This window comes from Enterococcus sp. DIV1298c (assembly GCF_017316315.1).
Classification (GTDB): Bacteria; Bacillota; Bacilli; order Lactobacillales; family Enterococcaceae; genus Enterococcus_B; species Enterococcus_B mangumiae.
In genome coordinates, this window is sequence record NZ_JAFLWG010000014.1 from 1 (window position 1) to 24099 (window position 24099).

At 40.0% G+C, this 24099-nt stretch carries 20 protein-coding genes; 7 read left to right on the top strand and 13 right to left on the bottom strand.

What is annotated here, in order from left to right; genetic code table 11:
* Positions 1–615 precede the first annotated feature (615 nt).
* The 9 genes from JZO83_RS03840 to JZO83_RS03880 form a co-directional block, all read right to left on the bottom strand.
* Positions 616–2184, bottom strand: coding sequence for a glycoside hydrolase family 43 protein (locus JZO83_RS03840; RefSeq protein ID WP_207115014.1), 1569 nt, complete (start codon positions 2182–2184; stop codon positions 616–618).
* Complete coding sequence (locus JZO83_RS03845) at positions 2171–2596, bottom strand: DUF4064 domain-containing protein (protein ID WP_206853802.1); 426 nt, start codon at positions 2594–2596, stop codon at positions 2171–2173. The genes JZO83_RS03840 and JZO83_RS03845 overlap by 14 nt, the downstream gene beginning before the upstream one ends.
* Entirely contained in the window at positions 2593–3501 is a 909-nt protein-coding gene (locus JZO83_RS03850; RefSeq protein ID WP_206853804.1) for a pectinesterase family protein, read from the bottom strand. The genes JZO83_RS03845 and JZO83_RS03850 overlap by 4 nt, the downstream gene beginning before the upstream one ends.
* The gene (locus JZO83_RS03855; RefSeq protein WP_207115015.1) at positions 3502–4383 is read right to left on the bottom strand and encodes a prolyl oligopeptidase family serine peptidase; all 882 of its coding nucleotides are present in this window, start codon (positions 4381–4383) and stop codon (positions 3502–3504) included.
* Position 4384: 1 nt separating this feature from the next.
* The gene (locus JZO83_RS03860; protein WP_207115016.1) at positions 4385–5707 is read right to left on the bottom strand and encodes a glycoside hydrolase family 28 protein; all 1323 of its coding nucleotides are present in this window, start codon (positions 5705–5707) and stop codon (positions 4385–4387) included.
* Entirely contained in the window at positions 5704–6807 is a 1104-nt protein-coding gene (locus JZO83_RS03865) for a glycoside hydrolase family 88 protein (RefSeq protein ID WP_207115017.1), read from the bottom strand. Before JZO83_RS03865 ends, JZO83_RS03860 begins: the two co-directional genes overlap by 4 nt.
* Before the next feature lie 93 nt (positions 6808–6900).
* Positions 6901–8406 (bottom strand): extracellular solute-binding protein, encoded by a 1506-nt coding sequence (locus JZO83_RS03870; RefSeq protein WP_206853813.1) that lies wholly within the window; start codon positions 8404–8406, stop codon positions 6901–6903.
* On the bottom strand, positions 8403–9044 hold the full coding sequence (locus tag JZO83_RS03875; RefSeq protein WP_206853816.1) for a DUF624 domain-containing protein: 642 nt from the start codon (positions 9042–9044) through the stop codon (positions 8403–8405). Before JZO83_RS03875 ends, JZO83_RS03870 begins: the two co-directional genes overlap by 4 nt.
* A 15-nt stretch (positions 9045–9059) precedes the next feature.
* Positions 9060–10031 carry a sugar ABC transporter permease gene (locus JZO83_RS03880; protein WP_206853819.1) on the bottom strand — a complete coding sequence of 324 codons (972 nt, stop codon included), beginning with the start codon at positions 10029–10031 and terminating at the stop codon, positions 9060–9062.
* A gap of 284 nt (positions 10032–10315) precedes the next feature.
* Between JZO83_RS03880 and JZO83_RS03885 the strand changes: the two genes are divergently transcribed.
* Positions 10316–11188: a carbohydrate ABC transporter permease gene (locus JZO83_RS03885; protein ID WP_206853821.1), complete on the top strand. Its 873-nt coding sequence runs from the start codon at positions 10316–10318 to the stop codon at positions 11186–11188.
* A 135-nt stretch (positions 11189–11323) separates the two neighbouring features.
* Here JZO83_RS03885 and JZO83_RS03890 read toward each other — a convergent pair whose 3' ends face one another.
* Positions 11324–13513: a helix-turn-helix domain-containing protein gene (locus tag JZO83_RS03890; protein WP_206853824.1), complete on the bottom strand. Its 2190-nt coding sequence runs from the start codon at positions 13511–13513 to the stop codon at positions 11324–11326.
* A gap of 370 nt (positions 13514–13883) precedes the next feature.
* On the opposite strand from JZO83_RS03890, the gene JZO83_RS03895 reads away from it, so the two are divergent.
* From JZO83_RS03895 to JZO83_RS03910, 4 genes are read left to right on the top strand one after another with little or no spacing between them, the layout of a single operon-like run.
* Positions 13884–15296, top strand: a complete 1413-nt coding sequence (locus tag JZO83_RS03895; protein WP_207115018.1) for a tagaturonate reductase — start codon at positions 13884–13886, stop codon at positions 15294–15296.
* 5 nt (positions 15297–15301) lie between these two features.
* Complete coding sequence (locus JZO83_RS03900; RefSeq protein WP_206853829.1) at positions 15302–16807, top strand: altronate dehydratase family protein; 1506 nt, start codon at positions 15302–15304, stop codon at positions 16805–16807.
* A gap of 45 nt (positions 16808–16852) precedes the next feature.
* Positions 16853–18256, top strand: coding sequence for a glucuronate isomerase (gene uxaC, locus JZO83_RS03905; RefSeq protein ID WP_206853840.1), 1404 nt, complete (start codon positions 16853–16855; stop codon positions 18254–18256).
* A gap of 2 nt (positions 18257–18258) precedes the next feature.
* Complete coding sequence (locus JZO83_RS03910; RefSeq protein WP_207115019.1) at positions 18259–18945, top strand: rhamnogalacturonan acetylesterase; 687 nt, start codon at positions 18259–18261, stop codon at positions 18943–18945.
* Between the two features lie 159 nt (positions 18946–19104).
* Here the strand turns inward: JZO83_RS03910 and JZO83_RS03915 are convergent, their stop codons facing one another.
* The 3 genes from JZO83_RS03915 to JZO83_RS03925 all read right to left on the bottom strand — a co-directional run bounded on the left by JZO83_RS03915 (position 19105) and on the right by JZO83_RS03925 (position 22393).
* A complete protein-coding gene (locus JZO83_RS03915; RefSeq protein ID WP_207115020.1) occupies positions 19105–19635 on the bottom strand; it encodes a hypothetical protein in 531 nt (176 codons plus the stop codon).
* Between the two features lie 174 nt (positions 19636–19809).
* Positions 19810–20151 (bottom strand): YlbF family regulator, encoded by a 342-nt coding sequence (locus JZO83_RS03920; RefSeq protein ID WP_206853845.1) that lies wholly within the window; start codon positions 20149–20151, stop codon positions 19810–19812.
* Positions 20152–20218: 67 nt separating this feature from the next.
* Positions 20219–22393, bottom strand: a complete 2175-nt coding sequence (locus JZO83_RS03925; protein ID WP_207115021.1) for a PBP1A family penicillin-binding protein — start codon at positions 22391–22393, stop codon at positions 20219–20221.
* 210 nt (positions 22394–22603) lie between these two features.
* Between JZO83_RS03925 and JZO83_RS03930 the strand changes: the two genes are divergently transcribed.
* Complete coding sequence (locus JZO83_RS03930; RefSeq protein ID WP_207115022.1) at positions 22604–23458, top strand: RluA family pseudouridine synthase; 855 nt, start codon at positions 22604–22606, stop codon at positions 23456–23458.
* A 162-nt stretch (positions 23459–23620) separates the two neighbouring features.
* On the top strand, positions 23621–24082 hold the full coding sequence (locus JZO83_RS03935) for a GyrI-like domain-containing protein (protein WP_207115023.1): 462 nt from the start codon (positions 23621–23623) through the stop codon (positions 24080–24082).
* Positions 24083–24099 lie beyond the last annotated feature (17 nt).

The following is a 24099-nucleotide window of genomic DNA, read 5'->3' on the forward strand; positions in this document are numbered from 1 at the left end:
AGGATCAAACTCTCATAATATGCTAGTTCCTCACAGCAATAGCTGATGTGGAACTGTAGTTCGAAATTTACTTTCGAACATCATAATAGTTCATTTGTTAAGCTCAATTTGTTTGCTAGCATATTGCTTGCTTGTTAAAAATGTTTGTTGTCTTGAATTGAATCAAGACGCCCTACACATTTGGTTTGTCTTACTTTGTTCAGTTTTCAAAGGTCTACCTGATAAATGAAACACAACTGCTTCAATTCATCATTTGTGATTGCCGTAGCAACTTTTATATCTTAGCAAATTCTCGAACGATTGTCAACTAATTTTTAAAAGTTTTTCGAACTCGTTTTTCACGAGGTCGTTTTAGCAACTCACTTATCATAACTCGTTGTTTGTTATTTGTCAACAACTTTTTTTGTTTTTTTCTTTACGAAATCAACATCTATAAATAGTCACCAATTAACCAACTTCGTTATATTATCATACTAAAATATGATTGTCAATAAAACTTTTAAACAAATTTCATGATTGTTTTCATGTTTTAGCAACGTTGACTATACTATCATTAAAAAAAAGATTGGTCAAGGTAAAATTTCACTTTCACTTCACCTAATCTTTTTTTATTACTCACCTTTCTTTTATTTCGTTTTCCTGATAATCGAAATAAGCAAAATCAGCATAGCTTCCGCCCTTTAGTGCCAGATCATGAACACCTATGCCAACAAAGTTTCCCGTAAAGCCACCTGATAGGGTCTGCACATCGATCCTTGCACCAACCTTTTCCCATGATTGCGAACCTTTCACATAAAATTGTCCACTCGTTCCTTCAACAACTACTTTAAGTATTGTTTCTTTTTCTGTTAGCGGATAAGTGTCAGCGCTAATCGTGACATGACCTTCCACTGCACTGAGTACACGAAGACATTTACCTACCTCTTCATCCCACGTCACACAACAGTAATAATAATTTTCTTCATTTAGAAAAAGAAGTAATCCTGCCATCTGGTTGAAGTGACTAGGCTGATATTCTAACTGTGTTTGGGCAACAAATGAAAAAGCGGTTTGTCGGATCGCTAATAAATGTTGATCAAACGTCGACTGTGGTGATTCACCTGCAATCATCCTTAGATAGCCATCTCGGCTAGTCAAATCGCACCAAGTTCTATCTGGCATGCAACGTCGAGCATTCCATCTTTTATTCATCGCCCCTTTAAAATCGTCGAAAAATCGCGGAATGATTTTTTGGATCACTTTTTCTTTTGTTGGAATAACTACTATTTCTTTTGGTTGATTCCCACCCTCTTTTATCCGTAACCATCCGTCTTCAGTCCAATACACTTCTTGGATCGCTGTTTCTCTACCTAAAATAGCAGATCCTTCGATTGGTCGAGTGCAAAGATGGACCATATACCAGCTGTTGAACTCTGTCTGGACTAAACTTGCATGTCCCGCACATTGTAAGGTTGATGTTGGATAGCCCCTAGCTGTCAACATAGGATTTTGGGGATCGACCTCATATGGGCCTAATAAATCACGACTGCGACAAACAGTTACAGCATGACCACTTCCAGTTCCTCCCTCAGCAGTCAATAAGTAATAGTAGTCGTTGATATAGTAAAGATGCGGAGCTTCCGTTTTTGCGAGTTCCGTACCTGGAAAAATCATATGAACTGGTCCAATCATTTGTTTTTGCTTTGGATCATATTCTTGGATGATGATCCCTGCCGATTTATTTGGTGTAGCTAGTCGAAAGTCCCATCTTTCATTCAATAGCCATTTTTTACCTGTGCGTGGATCATGAAAAAGCGATGGATCAAAGCCGCTACTATTTAAATAAATTGGATTTTCCCAAGGCCCCTCGATGTTCGTTGCGCTCATCATATAATTGTGCGCATCTTTAAAGGGACGTGCTACGCTTTTAACATCTGTATAAACAAGATAAAATCGTCCATCTGAGTAACTGATTTGCGGCGCCCAAATACTTCCGTTGATTGGATTCCCTTTTAAGGATACTTGATCCGTTAAAATATCTGTTTTATGTTCCCAATTGATTAGATCCGTCGACTCATAGACACGAATACCTGGTAACCATTCAAAAGAAGAAACGATCACATAATAATGTTCACCTACTTTCAAAATATTCGGATCAGGATTGAATCCTCGAATGATTGGATTGACTACTTTACTTTGAAACATCAGCTTCCCACCTCTGCTCTTTTTTTTGACGATACATACTTGAACCTGCTGCTAATAGATAGAAAAAGACAAATGGGAAAGCAATTAATTGCGTACCAATCAATAGAAGGATTCCTGACACTAAATAAATACTTGCCGCCACGAGACTTGCTTTTCCCTTTAACGAAATATAAAGAGCCAGACATAATCCAACCAACGAGAGGAAGAGACTTACACTAAACAAACCTGTCATCTTACGTAATAGCTCAAACGTTTCCTCTGCACTACCAAAGGTTTCTAGAGCAAGAGCATGATATGTTTCCCGAAAATTCGAAAGTGACATTTGATTGATCGTCACAGCGATTCCACCAAAAAACAACAAAGCGGTAGAACCACCGATCAAGCCAAAACTAATTTCCCATTTTTTTGTCATCTATTCTCTCCCTTTTCGATAGTCAGCCATGCGTCTCGGCAGACCCAGCCTTGATACCTATTATTTCTTTCATAAAAACGAGCGGTATGTCTATTTTTCTCTTCATCCCAATCATGCCAGCCATGTTGATGGACGTGTGCGCCTATCTCACACTTTTCAAATGTAACCTGTGCATAAGAACGCCATGGACGTCCTAAATAGACAGCAGATACGTCAACATCTGCGACAATGGCACAGGCATAAAAATAAAACCCTTGTTCTTGTTCCTTTGTCGTTGAAGCGGCTGTGATATAGCCATTAGAAGAACAAGGCAAACTATTGATAATACAATGGTCAAATACCGCATCTGCTCCACCAAAAATAAAATCAATCGTTCCTTCGATCCAACATCTTTCATAATATTGTCGGCAATACTTGCGTTCCTTCGTTACTGGTGTAAGAAAGAGGCGACCATCTTTTTGTGTCGGAGGCAACGGCCCCGTACATAGCGTGTCTTGTTGCCCAGATAAGCGACAATTCACCAACCGGACGTGATGCGCGTAATTGAACAGTGCGACTGCTTGCCCCACCTGATCTCCTGCGCCGGCTTGATTGATGATCTGTAGATTTTCGATATGAACATTTTCTCCTTCAAGAAATACTGTTGCTGTCCGAAATGTTTCTCTTTCTTCACCAGATGAAAGTTTTTGTTTTGCAGACCGATAACCAATGATTTGTACTTCTCCTTGCCCAAGCATTTGAAAATTAGACAATCGGCATTCGATATATTCACGATAGAGACCTTCTCGAATGATCAGGGTCTTTTTTGTGCTGTTCGGCAACGAGCCCAAATAATCGATCCCCGCTTGGATGCTCTGGTAATCTGCTTTTCCTGGGACTGGATCGATCACGATTTCCGTTTTCATCTATAGCTGCTCCTTTAAAAATGCTTGCCATTTGCTCCGCATCTCAAGTGTTTCAAAATGACCGCCATTCAAAGCGTATCCTTGAAAATTCGTCGGTACTCCAAGTTTTTGATAATACAGCGCCAAGTGTTTATTCAAGTGAGTGACACCTTCTGCTAAACACATGCGATCGTTTTTTCCTACTATAGTTAATCGTTTACGAGGTGCTATTTTCTGCTGGATCGCTAAAGTCGTATATTCCGTCAATAAATCAGGAACATAATAATAGTACCCGTGGCAGTCTAACATCTGGTGTTTCAATAAAGATTCGACTTCCACTTGACCGGCTAAGTCAATACATACTTTCACACGCTCATCTAATGCACTTGTCCACCAACTCAATAATCCGCCCATTGATAAACCGATCGTTGCAATACGTTGTGCGTCAATATCTTCCCGTGTTTCCAAGTAATCGATCAAACTAAGCACATCAAAGAGCCGCATCCCCCAAAGCGTTCGTCCTGTTAATAAGAACCGCTTAAAAAGTTCACTTTCAGCAACGCCTCCGCGTTCTTCAAATCCCCAAGCATCGATCGTCCACACACCATACCCCATACTTGTCAAAGCCTGCGCAAACGAAGGTTCCACAAAATAGGACGCACCTTTTAGTAATTCACTTTTTCCAAGCGAAAAATCACCGCCATGTGAATGCAGATAGATCACAACAGGTAAAGGTTCTTCCTTTTTTGTCGGATACACATAAATAGCTGGCACAGGTTCAAGGTCATTTAATGTTAGTTGATAGTACTCAATCACTTGGTCATTGGTAACTCTTTGCGATAAACAATTACCACTTGGCTCGGAGGAACGAGCGTCTCTTCCTAAATAATCGATCAACGGCATTTCATTGCGTTCCTTCTATAATAGATACATTTTTCTTATCCACCTCTGTCGCCCGCATACGTTTGATTGGGATATCTTCAGAGTCTTCAATCATAAATGCTGGTCCCTCATGCTGCTCGATCGTTATCTGTTGGAAAGAAATATGTTTACCAAACCGCACATAAAATCCTTGTTGGCGCATCGGTTCTAAGCCTGTCATCATAGCAGGCACTCCTGCTTTTGCATCTTTTGCCATTGAGATGTCGATGTGGTCGAACGAAATATCTTGGACTGCTTGTTCTGCTAACCCATAAATAAAACCAGCCGAAGCATGAACATTTCGAGCAGTGACCGCTGAAAAATGAACGCGCCGAACTTGTGGTGTCCGCTCATCGATTGGATATACTTCTTTGTCCCAGACGTATGGATCTTTTCCACGAGGTCCACAAAAATAATAGAGATTGATAACAAAAGGACAAAGCACTTGATCCATGATCACATTTGTTACTCGAATATCTTCGATGATCCCACCTCGACCTCGGCGGGTCTTTAATCGAATCCCACGATCCGTTTGTTGGAATATGCAGTTGGAAATCGTTACATTCCGAATCCCACCACTCATTTCACTTCCTAAAACTACGCCACCATGACCGTGGACCATTGTACAATTGGTGATCGTGATATTTTGACATGGCACCTGATCAACAGCATCTTCTGTACCCGCTTTGATGGCAATGCAATCATCACCAACATCGATATGACAATTACTGATATGCACATTATTACAAGATTCCGGATCGATACCGTCTGTGTTCGGCGAATCAGCAGGATTACAGATGGCTACATGATCGACAGTGACATCTTGGCAATGATTTGGATGGATGGTCCAACTCGGAGAATCGATCAACTGGACATCACGGATCGTTACTCGCCGGCAATGATCAAAACCAATCAATTTTGGTCGAGGATACTCAAGTGATTCATGGTCGTCTCGAAAAACGTGCCACCATTTCTGTCCGTTACCATCTAATTTCCCAAATCCAGTGATGGCAATATTTTCTGCTTGTTGCGCATAGATACATGAAGCGTATACCTTTTTAGGGACACCTTCCCAGCTAGACAAAATCTCTGGATAATGTGTCGGGTCGTCCGAAAATTTTAGCACTGCACCAGGAGAAAGATATAGCTCTACATTACTTTTCAGACACAATGGCCCCGTTAAGAACTGCCCACTTGGAACGGTTACTCTACCGCCCCCTGTTTCAGCGACTTGATCGATCGCTTGTTGGATCACTGTCGTATTGAGGATATCGACGGATGCACCTAAGCTTAAAATATTGATCACTCCGATACACCTTCCACTTCAACTAAAGCTTGTAAAAAGGCGCCGACACCTTTCTGATCATTACAGACGATTGGCTCGCTGATATAGTAGGCATAGGAACCATCTCGTTGATCCGCACCACCTAGTCCTGCCACTTGGCAATTTTTGTTTAAATTCAACCAACCTTCTTTTGTTTCTAAAACAAATTCATCGAATAATCCTTGATGAGATTTCTGCAACTGAGGAAGCCACGCTTCTTTTTCCAATATTCCTAAGCGAATCCCTTTTGCCATCGCATAAACGAACATACTACTACCTGAAGCTTCTAAATAATTCCCTTTACGAGTCGTTTCGGTTGTTACTTGATACCATGTCCCCGTTTCTGATTGATAAGGGAGTAATGCTTCTAATGTAGTTGTCAAAATTTGCACCAATAAGCGACAATCTACTTCTTCATGCAACAACTCGTAAGTATCGACAGCCGCCATCAAGTACCAACCAATCGAACGACTCCAAAAATGATGGGATAACCCCGTTTCTGCATCCGCCCAAGGCTGCTCCATCTTTTCATCCCACGCATGGAACAATAAATTAGTCTTTGTATCGAACAAATGCTGATAACTGACCTCAAATTGACGTAACACATCTTGATAGTCTTTTTTCGATGGAAACGTTTGGATAAATTCTGCATAAAAAGGCGCCCCCATGTACAATCCATCTAACCATATTTGCCAAGGATAGATTGCCTTATGCCAAAACACCCCTTCAGAGGTTCTTGGATGGCTCACTAATTGTTTGGCGCAAGTTTCTGCTGCTTTCCGATATTTCACATCTCCCGTTTCTTTATAAAGTATAAAGAACAGTTTTCCAGTATTGATATGATCAATATTAAACTCTTCCCAGTCGTAGCCTTTGATCGTGCCATCATCTTGTACAAAGTAGTCGATGTTTGTTTGAATGAAGTCTAAATACTTCTTCTTCTTTGTTTTCAGCCATAATAACTGAAATCCTTTCAAAACTACGCCATAATCATAAGACCATTTCCGATCATATCCTTTATCCTGATACAAATAGGGTGTACGCGCCATGATACTCTCTGCTAATTTCTCTGACCAATTCAATCTTCTTCCTCCGATCAATGCTTTTTAAGAAAGAAAGGACTATGATTCGAACGATGATAGCCCTTTTTCTTTCATTTTTTGATACATCTACTATTACTGTGCAGCTTTATATGCCTCTTCGTATTCTTTAGCGATTTGGTCGCCACCTTGGGCACGCCAGTTGCTGATTGCTTGTTCAAAGCCATCTTCATCTATTTGTCCCATAATATATTGAACCGTCGCATCGATCATGATTTTTTCAATTTCGGAACCAACTTCATTATTTTTCTCTGAATCTAATGGAACTGTTGGATCTAACACGACAAACTGTTCATTTTCTTTGACTAATTGATTCGATAATTCTTTTTCTGGATCCGCATCTTTAAACGAAAATGTGACTTCACTTGGTCTTGAACTAGACAATGGTTGTACTTCTTGTTGCCAAAGGTCCATGTCGATATATTCGATTGCGCCATCATCTTGCAATTGGTAATGCGTTCCTTCGATACCACCTGTCATCAACTTATACATATCTTCTTCTAATAATTCATCCACAAACTGAAGCAACTTCTTCAATTGCGCTTCGTCTTTGACTGAGGATTTAGGGAACGCCAACAATCCACCTACGCCATTTCCTTCTGACCAGACATGATAATCGCCATCTTCGCCATCTGAGATTTTATTTACTGGTACAAGTTCCATATCTGGTTGAATATCTTTCCCCATATTTTTTAAGTTTTTGATATCGATCATCCCGGTATAGATCCCCGTTTTCCCTTGAGCAAATTGTTCCTGTTGGTCTGTCTTTTGGGTCACAGCAAAGTCTTGCGCCAAGTAACCGTTTTCAAATAAATCTCTAGAGAAATTCATCGCTTTCATATATTCATCCGTATCAAATTCTGGAGTGAATTGCCCATTACTCTCTACTTTCCAGCCATTTGGGGCACCGTAATACGAAGTAAATAATTTGAAACTCGTATAACGGATATCACTTGGGGCACGATCACCAAAACCAACCGTATCATCGACACCATTACCGTCTGGATCATTTTCTGTGAATTGCTTCGCTACTTCATAAAGCTCATCCAATGTATCTGGCACTTCCAAACCTAGATTATCTAGCCAATCTTTACGGATAACTAAACCTGCACGAGCATAGTCTTTTTGCATAGGTACACCGTACAACGCCCCATCGATACTCGCCGCTTCGATTCGATCTTCTGATATTTGACTTAAATTTTTATAGTCAGCTAAATACTCAGAAACATCCCAGAATACTCCAGATTTCAAGGCATTTCGCACAGAGGAATTCTTTAGCATGGCAATTTGTAAGGTCACGATATCACCTAGTTCATTTGAAGCTAATGCAGTGGTCAACCGTTCTTCTTTTGATGCATCAGGGATCCAGTTGAACGTCAATTCTGTATTGGTCTTCTCTTCGATTTTATTAACGATCGTATCATTCGGTGGCGAAGCTGTATGTAAAATATTCAACCACGTGATCCGCGTTCTCCCATCCTCTGTATCTGCGGATGTATCACTAGAGTCATTGCCACAAGCTGACAAGGCAAGTATGCTGAGCAAACCGATCCCTGCTGTTACTAACGTTTTTTTCTTCATAATTGTTCTCCTTCACTGAATGTATTTTTATCTATTGTTACTTCCTTCTTTTTTAGGCGATCAAATAGTTGCACCGCTGTCCAAGTGATGGCAAAAAAGAAGAAGCTACTCCCCATGAACGTCAACATGCCAGGTACTAGGCGAATGATTGCCGCGTAGCTGCCAATAATGATCAATAGTAAAACGAGTGAATAATGTAACTGAGAAAAACCGAATAAGAAAGCCATTTTGATTTTATAAAACATTCCTTGCCACTGATAATGGGCCATAATTGGAAAAATATAGAGCGCAGACAGTAAGTAAAAAAAGCTGATGACCAAAATCACTACCCGTAAATACCAGTTTTGGATGTACGCAAGATCCACGTACAAAACGAAGGCAACTGCAAGATATAACCAACTGATCAACAACGTTTCTTTATAATTCTCTTTAAAATAATCAAAGTAAGTACGTGTCAGCGGAAAATCTTCTGATGAGCGTAACCACTTGCGGATGACTGCAACCATTGCATAAGAAGCAGGACCAAAAGTGAATAGTCCGAGTCCCAAAACGACTAATAATCCCCACAGAAAATTCAAATAAACGAGTTGCAGTAGTCTGATCAATTTTTTATTTGTGCTTTCTAACTTTTGCAACATGCTCTTACTCCTTTTCTAGTACACACCATCTTCACCTAGTTTTTTTGCAAGCTTGTTCGCAAGCACGACCATAAACAAGCCTACTACTCCTTTGAATAAGCCCATTGAGGTACTGAAACTCAATTGTCCGTTTTTCAATCCAGCAGTATAGATATACGTATCAAAAATTTCTGCTACACTACGGTTCAATGAATTGAGGAGTAAATACATATGTTCAAATCCTAAATCAAGTGTTTGTCCAATCTTCAAAATCAGTAAAGTGATGATCACTGGACGGATCGCCGGCAATGTCACATGCCATGTTTTACGTAAACGTCCTGCCCCATCCATTTCAGCTGCTTCATATAGTTGCGTATCTACTGCGGTGATCGCAGAAAGATAAATGATCGTCGACCAACCTAGTTCTTTCCAAATCACCTGTCCGATATAGACTGTTCGTGTCCAATCAGGAGAAGTCAAAAAACTGATTTTGTCTAGTCCGATACTTGCTAAAAATTCATTGATGACTCCGCCATCCACATTTAAAAAGACATAGGTGATCGATACGATGATGACCCAAGACATAAAATGCGGGATATAAATGATCGTTTGGATACTATTCTTGAATCGCTTGTTCGTTACTTCATTCAGTAAAAGCGAAAGAATGATCGGCATCGGGAAGAAGACAAAAATATTCAGACCAAACAAAATCAATGTATTTCTCAATAGCATAAAAAATGTTGGCTCAGTAAATAAACGAATGAAGTGTTTGAAGCCAACCCACGGACTGCCAAGGATCCCTAGGTAAGGTTGATAATCTTGAAAGGCAATCACTAAACCTCCCATAGGTAGATATCTGAAAACAATGAAATAAAGGATTCCCGGGAGAATCATCAAGTACAAAAATTTATTCGTTTTGATTCCAGCAAGCGTCTTTTTTCTTCTTTTTGTTCGTTCTTCCTTTTTTGATAGAGTAAATGAACCTAACTCTTTTTTTACACTTTCCATAAGCCCTCCTTGATAAACGTTGTGTGACTTTAATCGCTATCCACAGCATAAATGAATGAAAGCGATTCCGTATATAATCATTTTCACTGACATAGGCAATTACTTATCATCACTTATTTCAACGCTTACTGGCATCATTTGTCCGATTTTTAATGAAATGGCTTTTACATCTTTTGTAAACCGCCCGATCGATACTCCCTAAAAAATGATTATGTACGTAATTTCAGGCAGATGATAGATTGGAGGTACAAAATACTTATGTTTTGAAGGAGGGTTCTCTCTAAATGAAAAAAAAAGTTTCGCTTGGAGAAAAAAGCTTTACGATTTTTAATTCTATTTTCCTACTATTATTAGCTTTGATCTGTATCGTACCGTTTTTGAATATCATCGCCACCTCATTTGCCTCTACTCAAGAAGTCGTCGCAAAAAAATTCATTCTTTTCCCTACGACGTTTTCTTTAGATGCCTATCGCTACATCTTATCTACACCAACGATTTTTCGTGCCTTGGCTGTTTCCATTGGTGTTACTGGTCTTGGAACGATCGTCAGCATGTGCGTCACTTCATTGATGGCCTATGGGTTATCACGTAAATATCTTTTTGGACGAGGATTCTTCAATTTTATGGTCGTCTTTTCTATGCTTTTCAGCGGGGGAATGATCCCAACATTCTTAGTCGTCCGTTCCTTAGGATTGATCAATTCTTATTGGTCGATGATTTTACCTGTGACTGTCAACGCCATGAATATGATCATCATGCGGAACTTTTTTCAAGCTTTACCTAATAGTTTAGAAGAATCTGCCAAAATGGATGGCTGTACGGATTTTGGGGTCTTTTTTAAAATCATGTTGCCTCTTGCTCTACCTTCGATTGCGACGATTTCACTTTTTTATGCGGTTACCTATTGGAATACCTACATGACAGCTATCTTATATATCAATGATTCCTCTAAATGGCCGATCCAAATCTTATTACGTCAAATCGTGATCGTATCGAGCGGGATGCAAGCTGAAAGTAGTGCGGTCGATATCATCCCACCTGCACAAACGATCAAAATGGCTGTCATCGTCATTGCTACGGTACCGATGTTGATCGCTTATCCATTTGTTCAAAAATACTTTGTGAAAGGAGCATTGGTCGGCTCTGTCAAAGGTTGATCCTTTCATAACTAAAGATACGCATAAAAATAATGATTCATTTACCCAGCACGATCTAAGAAAATATCTTCTCATAGATCGTGCTGTTTTTCACAATTGTTTAAGAGCGATATTCCGGTTCAAAATAGTTTAGCCTTAACGGTTTTTCTTGCGGTATTCACCAGGTGTGATGGCTTCTTTCTTTTTGAAAAAACGAATAAAGTTTTGTGAGTTGCGGTATTTGAGTCTTTCTGCAATTTCTTTCACGGATAGAGTTGTTTCCGTCAGCCATTTCTTCGCGATTTCTAAGCGATAGTTTTGAATAAAGTCGCCAAAGTTCTCGCCGGTTTCTTTTTTGAATACATTACTCAGATAGTTGGGATTATAGTGCAAGCGATCTGCTACCATGTCCAGTGACAGATCACGATCATATTCGTTATAGATGATGTGGATCATTTTTTCTGATAATGATTTAAACTCCTGTTCCGTGATTTCTTGCGACCGTTGTGTGATTGGTTGAACAAATTGAGACAGCAGCACTTGCTCAAGTTCTTGAGGATGATAGGTGTGTAACACCTTGATATAGATTTGTTTCAACTCTTCAAACTGGGTAATATTCACCCCCAGTAGTTGCCCTAACTGAACAAATTCATTGACTAACCGAATGGCGACAACTTCTCGATTCAGCTTATTCTTGTTTTGAGTGAAAATCTCACTGATCAATTCATGAAGAAGCTGACTGACTTGTTCGTCTCCTGAACGGATTGCTTCAAATAAACGATTTTGTTTTTCCATCGGGTATTTGATCAATGTTTTTTCTTGCTGTTCTGAGATGATTTCATGGTAGAACACGATTGAATTTGGTCCAGTATTTACTCGATGATACAAGGCTTCTTTTGCTTGATCAACGGACTGTTTGCTTTCATTCAACGTAGTAAAACAATCACTGATCCCAATACTGACAGTCAATTTAAGATACTCTTGGATCATTTTTTGAATCTGACGACAATGAGCCATTACTTTTTTGTTTGCAAATGCTTCATCCTTGGGACTCCGATAAATCGTTGCTTGCATTTCTTCATTCAGTACAATAGGAATCATTCGTTCTTCTTTAGGAACGATCTCAGCAATCATTTGGTTGATTGCCAACAGCAATAGATCTCGTTCTCCCCCATGGCTATCTTCTAAAAAATCAATTTGAACGAGTGCTGTATAGTAACATTCGTTTTGCGAGTCGTAGTTGAACTGCTGTAACCGTTGATCCAATTCCCGCTTTTCTACGCGGTTTCTAAAAAGACTCAAGACAAATAATGTTTCTAATTGAGGTTTCTGAGTAATCAAGTTCGCGCTTAATAGTTCATTTTCACCGATCACTTGACTCACGGACTGAACGACATTCTCTAGTTTTTTCCCTGATAACCCTTCCGAATGGAGATTCAGCCGGTCTTGAATCTGACTGATCGGGCGGACATACCTTTCAGAAAAGATATAGGATAAGCCCCCGACTAAAATAATCAAAGTAAAGGATACAGTCGCTAATCCGATTTGCAGATTTTGGACAGTCGTTCTGATAGTTGCAGGATCGATCTCTAATTGATACTGCCATTGATTGTAATCAGATTGAAGCAAGATAAAATTTCGGCCGTTTCTTTGGATCACTACAGGTATATTCGCTTCCATATTTTTAGTCGTTATCCGCCCTTCTCCTGATGATTCAGTATCAGTAAAAAGAATTTCTTCGCCGTAATAAATCGTTAAACGATCGTCATTGTTTCGTTCAATGATCCGCTGTAGCGCCTGATGATCGATTGAAGCAAATCCTAACGCATACTTCTCAGTGACAGCTTTAGGCAATGCAACGACCATTTCGATCCCTTCAGTTTGCTTTGTCCAAAAAACTTGTTTCTCATGATCCACATACTGTTCTTTTAATTCAGTTACTTTTTGAGGTTCAAGTTGGTTCAATGAGCCATTCACGACACCCCATCCGCCTTTTAGGCTGACTAACTTAAACGCATTCTCCTCCATAGCGATCGTTTCAATAAAATTAAGTTCTTTTCGTACTTCGGAATAAATGGCGTAGTCGGTATGATTCAAGGGAGATTGAAATATTTCGGAGAAGTTTTTCGTGGAGCCATACGTGGCAAAAGAGTACTCGATCGTTCGAAACTTCCATTCTACATTGGTTTTGATTTGTTTTAATAGATTTTGTTTATCTAGTAAATAGTTCTCTTCAATCGATTCATACGTGTTGGTATAGATAAACAAGCTAAAGCCAATGACTAGTACCACACCGATAATAAAAATCGGTAAAAACATTTGATAAAACAACATTTTATTCTTCACGAAACTTTCTCTCCTCTCCAAATTAAAAGGCTTACATTTTGTGTAAAATTGATTATCTTCTAAAGCAATGAGTATCTTTACTCTTTCAGATTAACATACTACTATTTAAAAACATAAGTTTTTTAAATAGGATGAAACCTAATAAAATCAAGCCATATTGACTTGGATTTATATTCATATTACGATGAATGCGCTGACAAGTATTTGTCTAGATAGTAAAAAACAGAAATAGCATGAGTTATAAATAAAAAACATCTAAGCAGCGCAAAAGAGGATTATAACTGATATAAAATAACGAAAAAATGAAAAATCTTATTTAATTTTGAGATTTTCATTATAAAATTTTGTCTCACAGAAAGGAAATCACTCGATGGAAAGATTAACGAAAAAACAGTTCCCTAAAAATCAAGCTGCAATCACTTGTCTACAATTTGGTGAAGGAAATTTCATGAGAGGATTCGTGGATTGGCAGCTTCAACAGCTAAATAATCAAGGACTCTATCAGGGAAATGTTGCAATCGTCCAACCACTGGCTCACGGATTAAGCGAAAAACTAGCCGAGCAAGACCAGCTTTATACAGTTTTACTCCAAGGATTAGTGGATGGGCAAGTCATTGACACAACCGAACCGATCACGGTTATTGAGCGGACGATCAATCCCTATGAACAGTGGCAAGAATTCCTCGCATTAGCAGAAATCGATGAATTAGCCTTTGTTTTTTCTAATACGACAGAAGCTGGCATTACTTATCACGATGCCGATGCACACACCGATACGCCTCCAACAAGCTTTCCCGCAAAATTGACCGCCTTCTTGTATCATCGATTCAAAATGAATAAAAAGGGATTAACGATCATCCCCTGCGAATTGATCGATCGCAATGCGGAGCTTTTAAAAAAATTTGTCTTACAGTATGCGCAAAGTTGGGAACTTGAAACGGGATTTGTCGATTGGTTACATCAAGAAAATCATTTTTATTGCAGCTTAGTGGATCGGATCGTTCCTGGATTTCCAAAAGATGACATCGATGAACTGCACCAACGATTGGGTTATGACGATCAGCTGTTAGTCAAAGCTGAACCGTTTATGCTATGGGTGATTGAAGCACCAGAAGAATTGAATGAGCGCTTACCATTGAAAAAAGCAGGATTGAATGTTGTCTTGACTGATGATTTGACGCCTTATCGTGAGCGGAAAGTCCATCTTCTCAACGGTCCTCATACTGCAATGGTTCCACTCGGACTACTGGCGGGTGTCACAACGGTTGAAGAAGTGATGAAAGATCCTCTTTTATCTTCTTCTATCGACACATTAGTGACTCACGAATTGATCCCAATGCTGCAATTACCTGAAGAAGAATTATTGGCATACGCTAGACAAATCAATGAGCGTTTCTTAAATCCGTTTGCCAATCATCAATTACAGTCGATTGCTTTGAATAGCGTTGCCAAATTCCAAACACGCTTACTGCCTATTCTAAAAAAATACATCGAGAAAAAAGAAGATCTCCCTCCTTATTTAACTGTCTCATTGGCTGCTTTGATGTTACTTTATCGTTCCGATCATACAAACATCCAAGTAAACGATGAGCCAGAAGTACTCTCTCGTTTTACTGAAGCTTGGGCTGACCCACAGACTGCTGTTCTTCATCTATTAAAAAATCCAAGTCTTTGGGGTGAAGATCTATCCGTGCTCCCTAATTTAACAGAGGCAGTTTCATCTTATGTAACTCAGATTGATCAAAAAGGCATTCGTAATGTTTTACAAGAATTGAAAGGATGAAAAAAATGACTGATGTAGATTTCTCCACTAGAATCATCCAATTGCATCCACAGGATAGCGTGGTCGTGGCTACTACCACGATTCCAACGAATACAACACTTTATTTCAATGATGTTCACCTAACTACCTTTGAAGAAATTCCCTTAGGCCACAAGATCGCTTTGACCGATTTGAAGGCTGGGTCTGATGTTATCAAGTATGGCTATCCAATCGGCCACCTCGTGACGGATGTCAAAGCAGGTCAATGGATACATACGCACAATATCAAAACGAATCTTTCTGGTGAGGAAAGTTACCACTACCAACCTAAATCTCGCCCAATCGTCTATCCACAAGAAAATCGAACCTTTCAAGGCTATCTTCGTGAGAATGGAAAAGCCGGGATTCGCAATGATCTATTTATCGTTCCAACCGTTGGCTGTGTGAATGGAATCGCTGAATTGATCATCCAAGAATTTAAAAAACGTCATGCCGAGGACAATCCTTTCGATCATCTCACGATTTTAAAACATCCTTATGGTTGTTCCCAACTCGGTAAGGACCATGAGAATACGAAAAAGATTTTAGCTGATGCGATAAATCATCCGAATGCTGGAGGTGTGCTTGTATTTGGATTGGGTTGTGAGAATAATACGATACAAGAATTAAAGGCTAGTTTAAACAAATATAACGAACAGCGAGTAAAATTCCTAACCGCCCAAGATGTCACGGATGAAATCGCACACGGCGTATCTTTACTTGAAGAATTAGCAGAAATCGCACGTAGAGATTACCGTGTTCCTGTTCCTTTGGATAAACTCACGATCGGTTTGAAATGCGGAGGTTCGGATGGGTTATCAGGGATTACTGCCAATCCGTTGTTAGGTGCTTTTTCTGACTATTTGATTTCACAAGGTGGCAGCACGATTTTGACGGAAGTTCCTGAAATGTTTGGTGCCGAACAAGTACTGATGGCACGCGCTGAAAATCAAGAAGTTTTTGGATCGATCGTTCGTTTGATCAATGATTTCAAGCAATATTTTCTCTCTTATAATGAACCAGTCTATGAAAATCCTTCTCCTGGAAATAAAGCAGGCGGCATCTCGACCTTAGAAGATAAGTCGCTCGGCTGTACCCAAAAGGCAGGAAATTCAACGGTAGTCGATGTGTTAGCCTACGGTGAAAAAGTACGCAAAACTGGACTAAGTTTACTGGAGGCACCAGGCAACGATCTTGTCGCAGCTTCTGCATTAGCTTCTGCTGATTGTCAACTTGTCTTATTTACTACAGGCAGAGGTACCCCGTTCGGTTCTTACGTTCCCACACTGAAAGTCTCTACCAATACGCCTTTGTTCGAGCGAAAACAACATTGGATGGACTTCGATGCTGGCGATTTATTGACCCAACCAATGTCAGAGATCTTGCCTTTGTTTATTGATAAAATCATCCGTGTTGCCAGCGGCGAAGAAACAAAAAATGAAGCCAATGATGTGCGTGAGCTAGCGATTTTTAAAAATGGTGTCACACTCTGATTTTTCCAATCCTTACCTATTCTGAATTTGAAAGAAGTGAATCGAATGTTTTTATCTGATGATTTTTTATTAACCAATCAATGGGCAAAAAAACTATACCATTCATATGCAAAAAAAATGCCGATAATCGACTACCACTGTCATCTGTCGCCAAAAGAAATTTACGAAAACAAAGCTTTTACCAATTTGACCGAAGCCTGGTTGAGTGGCGATCATTACAAATGGCGCTTGATGCGAGCGTGCGGCGTTCCTGAAGAAAAAATCACTGGTCACGCCTCCGATTACGAAAAATTCTATGCCTGGTGCCAAACAGTGCCAAAAATCATCGGCAATCCTTTATATACTTGGACACACCTTGAACTGAAACGTTTCTTCCAAATCGATCTACTGATCAACGAAGAAAATGCCCTTAAAATCTGGGAACAGGCAAATAAACGCTTAACTGAACCAGCATTTCGTCGAAGAGAGATTGCAAAGAATGCGAACGTGACCGTCATTTGTACAACAGATGATCCGATCGATGAATTGGTCTATCATCAATTACTGGCAAAAGAAGAGCCTGATCTCAAAGTATTACCAGCGTTTCGCCCCGATGCTGCCCTGAATCTCACTCGCGATACATTTTCTGAGTGGGTCGCAAACTTAGCTCGCGTAGTTGGACAACCAATCGCTGATTACAGTTCTTTGATCCGCGCATTAAGTCAACGGATCGACTATTTTCATCAGCATGGCTGTCGACTATCAGATCATGGCTTAGATCACCTGTCCTATCACCCCGCTTCTGAAAAAGAACTTGAACAGATTTTCCAGAAAGCATTATTAAATGAAACACTGACACAAACGGAAATTGATGCTTACCGAAGCGAAACACTCAATCGGCTGATTGCTCTGTATCATGCACGTGGTTGGACCATGCAGTTGCATCTGCATGCGTATCGTAACTGTAATACCCAAGCCTTCACACGTTTAGGTCCAGATACTGGTTATGATGGGATCAACGACCAACCACTATCCAGTCACTTGCAGCGACTACTCGATCACGCCGATAAAACCGATCAATTACCTAAAACGATTCTTTACTCGCTCAATCCAAATGACTATCCCTTACTTCTTGCGTTGATGGGTAGCTTTCAAAAGGAAACGGCTGGCAAACTTCAACTCGGTTCTGGTTGGTGGTATAACGACACCCGAGCAGGCATGCGTGAGCAGATGACACAACTTGCTGATGGCGGTGTTTTAGGCAATTTCGTCGGTATGTTGACGGATTCTCGGAGCTTTCTTTCTTATACACGTCATGAATATTTCCGCAGGGTCCTCTGTGAATTGATCGGTGAAATCGTTGAACGAGGCGAAGCACCCGAAGACGTCAATCTTTTAGGAACCTTGGTAGAAGATATTTGTTATACAAATGCACAACACTATTTCGGTTTTTTTGAGAAGGAAGCGTGACGATGCGAACGATCCATATTGCAGGCGATTCCACTGCTTCGATCAAAGACATGAGTGCTCGACCGGAAACCGGTTGGGGAGAAGCCTTTGGTAACTTCTTCCAACCAGCGATTCAGATAAACAATCATGCAAAAAATGGGCGTAGTTCAAAATCATTCATTGAAGAAGGACGATTAGCTCGCTTAAAAAAAGAATTTCAAACGGGGGATTTTTTGCTGATCCAGTTTGGCCACAACGACCAAAAAATCACTGAAGCAAAAGGAACAGAACCATTTGGTAGTTACCTAGATGCCCTTTCTACTTATGCCCAGACAGCCTTAGCTTCACATGTACAGCCGATTTTCTTGACTCCTGTCACTAGGAGACTTTACTTAAAAAACGGACAATTAGATCCAAACTGCTTAGGCGAATACCCACAAGCAATGAAACAATTTGCACAAAAAAATAATTTTCCGATCCTAGATGTTTTTACTCGTTCACAAACTACGCTTCAGCAGTATACGCAAGAAGAAACAAAATCATTTTACTTGCATTTATCACCCGGTAGGCATGGAAATTATCCCTCTGGTCTTTGCGACAACACGCATTTCAGTCCAGAAGGTGCTGCTTTAGTGGCTCAACTTGTTGTTGAACTACTAAAAGAAACTGATCTTCCATTAGTGCAGTATCTAAATGTCCCCCATAAGTGAAATAGATAGTCAGAAGTTCCTTATTTCCTATGGTTTATTCGGTTTTAAGATGACAAGAGAATACCACAGAAACAAACCGCCGTATCTTTCGATTTAGATACGGCGGTTTGTTTTATCCAAAATGTAAAACTCATTCATAAAAATAAATCCTCAATACGATCAAAATGCTTGCGTGCGATCGTTATTCTTTCGTTCTTTCACTATCGATGTTCTTCTGCCCGTAATCGCCGAACTAACGCCCTCTTTTAATTTTTCAAACATAAAAACATCTTGATTTTCTGCTTGTGGGCTTTTATGGATTTCTTGAAAGATCATTCGTTGGTCTTTCACCGTATAACGTGCATATTCGTGGATATAGCGATGTGTGATCATCAATGAAAGAATAGCAAGAGGGCTGTGATTCTTTTGTCTTTCTGTTAATCGCTGATAAATGACTCGATCCAGTTTCTCTGCCCAGATCAAACAATTTTGATAATGCTCGAAATGCGCTTCTGTAGATACCCACCGGAAGTGTTTGTCGTAGGCCCATGAATCCTCAACTAGTTGGTGTTTCATTTTTTTGAGTATATGTAATAATTCTTTTGTCCGTTTATGTAGAATAAATTGATTGAAAATGGCTAAATCAAAAGGTTTCGTAATATTCAATTCTTTGATAGGTGCGGTGATGTCGATCGTCATTTTTTTTCGCATAGATTCACATCCTTTCAATTGCTTATTGGTGTATTTCTGCAACTTAATGATAACAAAGGATGTACCTTGCCTTCCCATCACTTTTTCTTATCAAAGAAAAAAATGGCTTTTCACAAAAAAAACTGGCATGAAATCATTAGGAGATTCCATACCAGAGATTTATTTTACTGATTCTTATTCGCTGTACAAGTCACGTACTGGTGTCATGATGATACGGTTCAAATCATTGATGATCGTGCTGAATCCTTGTTCTTTTTGCATCAAGTCGTTGATGACTTCTTCTGATTGGATTTTCATTGCCATTTCTTGTGCTTTGGCAGCATCTTCATCGCTGAATTCTTGTCCGCTCATTTGTTTTTCTTGTAATTCGATTTGCATTGCTTGGAAATCTTTGAATAGTTGATGTGCTTCCTCATTCGCTTTTACTTTTGCATAAGCTTCTTCTAGCTCTTTGAATTCTTTTAATTCACGAATCTCACGTTCGATTTGATTTGCACTATCATAAATGTTTGACATACGACGGCCTCTTTTCTTCTATTTATTAATCTCTATTGTAACATGGGGCGATTTGTTTTCAAAGTGCCTACTCTCCTTGGAATCGACGCCATAGATCTCTCGTGGCATCGCCAATTCCTTGTACGCCGTCTCTTAACATATCGCCAAAGTTTCTTAGTCCTTCTTTTGCCTGTTCCCCGTAGCGATCTAAATTGTCTTGCCAGTTGCTATTGTTCTCTTCGTTCGATTGTGAGTCATCTGGCACTTGATCTGCTGGAACGACTTGGCCACCTGTCGCATAAGCATCTGCCACATTGAAGCGTGTTTGATCGGTATAAGGCAAGATACCTTCTGCTGCCGATTTGAAGACTTTCCCTACCACATTACCACTTGTCCCTTCTAAGTAATGAAGTTCACTCGCTTCTTCAAAGCCTAACCACGTAGAGATAACGACATCTGGAGTGTACCCAACGATCCATTGGTCATTGGCTTTTGTTGCATCGAAATTGGTTTCCGTCGTTCCTGTTTTCCCAGCAACTGTATAACCATAAGGATTCGCTGCCACACCAGTTCCATGAGAGAACGTACCTAGTAACATGCTGGTCATTTGGTCAGCCGTTTCTTGGGAAATCACTTGTTTCGGTTTACTATTCGTATTATCAACGATGACTGCTCCAGTTGAATCAACGATTTTAGTAATCAAATGTGGGGTATACATCTTTCCGTTATTGGCGAATGAACCGTATGCGCCCGCCATTGTCATTGGCGAAACCCCATTTTCTAATCCACCTAACGCCAAGCCGTAATACTTATCTGAATCAGCTAAAGGCAAGCCAAATTCTTTTGTTTTATCAAACCCTTTTTGAAGTCCGATCTCATGAAGCAACCACACAGCTGGTAAATTCAAACTTTGGGCTACAGCTTGATACATCGGCACTTCCCCTTGGTAGGTCCCATCAAAGTTGTGTGCATCATAATAAGATTGTGGTTTGTCTTCAAGAATACTTGACGGTGTATAGCCAGCTTCTAACGCAGGCGCAAACACGCTGAGCGGTTTGATCGATGAACCTGGTGAACGTTTCATCTGCGTCGCAAAGTTAAATCCTCTAAAGACGTGCTCTCCACGTCGGCCAACAAGTGCTGCGACTCCGCCTGTTTTCGGATCAAGTGCAACTGAACCTGATTGGACCATGGCACCATCCGCTGCATTTGGTGGGAATAACGCATCGTTTTGATAAGTTGCTTCTAATTGTTGCTGATAGTTCTGATTCAATGAGGTATAGATCTTATACCCTTTGTTCATGACATCCGCTTCATCTAAACCATATACACTGACGGCTTCATCGATTACCGCATCGAAATAGTAAGGATAACGATAACCAGATTCCGAATCTGTATACGTATCATTCAAATAGTGCGTGATATCCGTTTGAGACTCAGCAGTTGCTTGTTCCTCACTGATTTTACCATTTTCTGCCATTACGCTTAGCACCGTATTTTTCCGATTATTGGCATTTTCTGGATGATCGATCGGATTATAGATTCCGGGGCCTTTCAACATGCCCGCTAAAGTTGCTGCTTCGGAAAGGGTCACATTGTTGGCATCCACTCCGAAATATCGTCTGGATGCATCTTGCACGCCCCAAACCCCATTACCAAAATAGGCGTTATTCAGATACATCGTTAAAATTTCTTCTTTGCTGTACTTCTTCTCGATTTCAATCGCTAGAAACAGTTCTTTCGCTTTTCGGTCAAACGTTTGATCCAACGTAAGATACGCATTTTTGGCTAACTGCTGGGTAATGGTACTTCCACCACCTCCGCCTGTACCGCCCGATGTGATCATTCTTACCGCTGCTCTGGCAATCCCTTTGATATCAAAACCCGGATGCTGATAAAAATTCCGGTCTTCAGTCGAGATGACCGCATCTTGAATCAGTGGAGAAATCGCATCTAACTCCACATAAGACCCTTTTTGCGCATACAAGGTCCCTGCCTCTTCATTGTTTTTATCATAGATCACGGTCGACTGACTCAAACCGGATTTCAGGGTTTCAACATTCGCTTGTTTGGCTAATACAAATAGATAAATACTCGTGATCAATACAACGATCAAACCAATCAGTAAAATCAGTTTATTGATATGATATTTCTTCCATACTCGCTTTCGCCAACGATGGAATTGTCCAAGATAAGGCTTGATCCATCGCCAAAAACTGACAAGCGCAGTTTTGATTCTTCCTAGAATGCTCTGAAAATCCATTCACTTCTTCTCCTGTCTCTTGATCTCATTCTTCTTATTTTAACATAACTAAGCATGCGTTACGTCCTGCTTGAGATGTAGGTGTACGCGTTAATTTATTCATAGTGAGGATAGTTTAGCATATGAAATGTCGGAAATTTTCCATTTTTTTCTTAAATATGTGTTAAAAATGATACAATGAACCTGAATCTTAACGAAAGGAGTGAGCTTGTGGAAATCACGATCACTTTGCCTGAATCGCATCAACCGATGACGATTCGAGAGTTATTAGAAAACGAATGGCTCGTTCCTCGAAAAGTCCGACATTTTTTGCGTACACGTAAAAATGTCTGGCTCAATGGTGAACCTGCCTTGTTCCATTATGAAGCGGCCGCCGGTGATCAAATCACCTTGCTTTTTGAAGAAACAGATTACAGTTATCAACCCGTACAATTGGGAAATCCACAAATCATCAATGTCTTATATGAAGATGAACATCTCATCATCGTGGACAAACCTGTTGGCATGAAAACACACCCAAATGAACCGACAGAAACAGCGACTTTATTGAACCATCTAGCAGCTTACTTGGCTCAAAAAGAACAACGCCCGTACGTTGTCCATCGCTTAGACAAAGAGACAAGTGGCGCTGTTCTATTCGCTAAAAATCCTTTTGTTTTGCCTATTTTAGGTCGAATGTTAGAACAGAAAAAAATCTTTCGGCGTTACCAAGCCATTGTCTGGGGGAAACTTTCTAAAGATGTTACGATCACAGACAAAATCGGCAGAGATCGTCATGATCGTCGCAAACGAGTGGTTGATCCAAGAAATGGACAACCAGCCATCACACATGTCCAAGTCGCCGAAGTTTCGGCAGATAAAACAAAGGTCTATTGTGTCTTGGATACAGGACGAACCCACCAAATCCGTGTACATTTAGCAAATCAAGGCCACCCCATTGTTGGTGACCCGCTCTATCAAATGAAGTCAGCAAAACGTTTGATGCTTCACGCGTTGGAACTCCATATGACCCATCCGTTTACCCAGGAGAAAATCATTGCAAAAGCATTGCCAGGGTTATGGTAAATATTTAAAAACTAGCCATAAAAAACTGACATTTGGTAACTTGATCCATTACCGAATGTCAGTTTTTTCACTATCCTTGTCAAAAACATGAATTGACAGTAAGCGCATACATGCTAAACTTACTTTATATACATTATAAAAAACATCAAGGAGATGATTCATATGAATATTGAAGTAAGTACTCTTTCACCTCAAATTGCCGTGGCAACCAAAGCGACTGGTGTTACCATGGAGAACATGACCGCTGCAATAGATACAGGCTATGAAAAATTGATGCAAGCCGTTAGCGAACAAGGTGCCCAATTGATTGGTGCGCCCTATTGCGCTTACCTGAATAGCAATGAAGACTTTACCGTTTTTGATATCGAATTAGGGATTCCTGTCAACACTGCAATTTCTGCAAATGATGAAGTTTATATGAGCCAAACGTACGATGGAAAAGCAGTTATCTCCACACATCAAGGTTCTTACGCAACACTTGAGTCAACTTATGGGGCTTTGATGGTTTATCTGCAAGAAAATCAATTGGAGAGTACTGGCGTTTATTATGATTACTATCTAAGTAATCCGCTTGACACACCGGAAGACCAATTATTGACACAAGTTGTTTTTCCAATCAATTAAGTTCGGATTCATGTTGC